The following is a 797-nucleotide window of genomic DNA, read 5'->3' on the forward strand; positions in this document are numbered from 1 at the left end:
TGAGCATAAAAACAGAGATAGATGAGACAGCAAATATTATTAAAGATATTAGTTCTGCCGCATTAGAACAGCAGTCAGGAGTAGCACAAGTAAATAAAGCAGTAATGGAAATGGACTCTATAACTCAGGAGAATGCTGCATTAGTAGAAGAGTCTACAGCTTCATCGCTTGCTTTATATGATGATGCTAAAGAACTTCATTCAGTTATGAGTTTCTTTAGAATAGAAAAATAATATTAGTTTTTTATTACTTTAAGTAAAAAATTGAAGTGATATTATAAAATTAAAGTGTTGGTAGGCATAATTAAATTTTTAAATTTTAATTACAACTCCCACCCTTTAAGATTTTTTATTTAATTATAAAATTATAATTTAGCTTTATTTTTTTACTAAATCATAAAATAAAGCACCCGCCCGAGTGTTATTTAAAATTTTAGATTTTATTAACGCACGTTTAATAAAATCTTATATATAGCGAAATTTTAAATTCATAATTAATGTATAGTTATAGCTTCGCTTTGCGTGCGTAATATCGTTATTTAAATAACAATAAAAAATTGATAAACTTAAAAAATATCTATTTACAAATTAAAAATAATTATTATAATATTATTAACCTAAGTGAGTAACTATTGATGTTTATCATAAAGGTATTTAAAATTTATATTAATCTGATTTATTAGCCTATGGAAAATAATAGAATTGCTGTTGTAGGAATAATAGTAGAAAAAACAGAAAATGTTTCAAAAGTTAATGAAATTCTTCATGATTACAGTGATTTTATTATAGGAAAGATGG

Annotated in this window: 2 pseudogenes; both read left to right on the forward strand. The window is 24.1% G+C overall.

The features are described 5' to 3' along the window. Positions 1 to 233: pseudogene (locus EZH24_RS12910) on the forward strand (methyl-accepting chemotaxis protein); the annotation flags it as partial. Between the two features lie 452 nt (positions 234 to 685). Beyond that, positions 686 to 797: pseudogene (locus EZH24_RS15410) on the forward strand (TM1266 family iron-only hydrogenase system putative regulator); the annotation flags it as partial.

This window comes from Brachyspira catarrhinii, from assembly GCF_005518285.1.
Lineage (GTDB): Bacteria > Spirochaetota > Brachyspiria > Brachyspirales > Brachyspiraceae > Brachyspira > Brachyspira catarrhinii.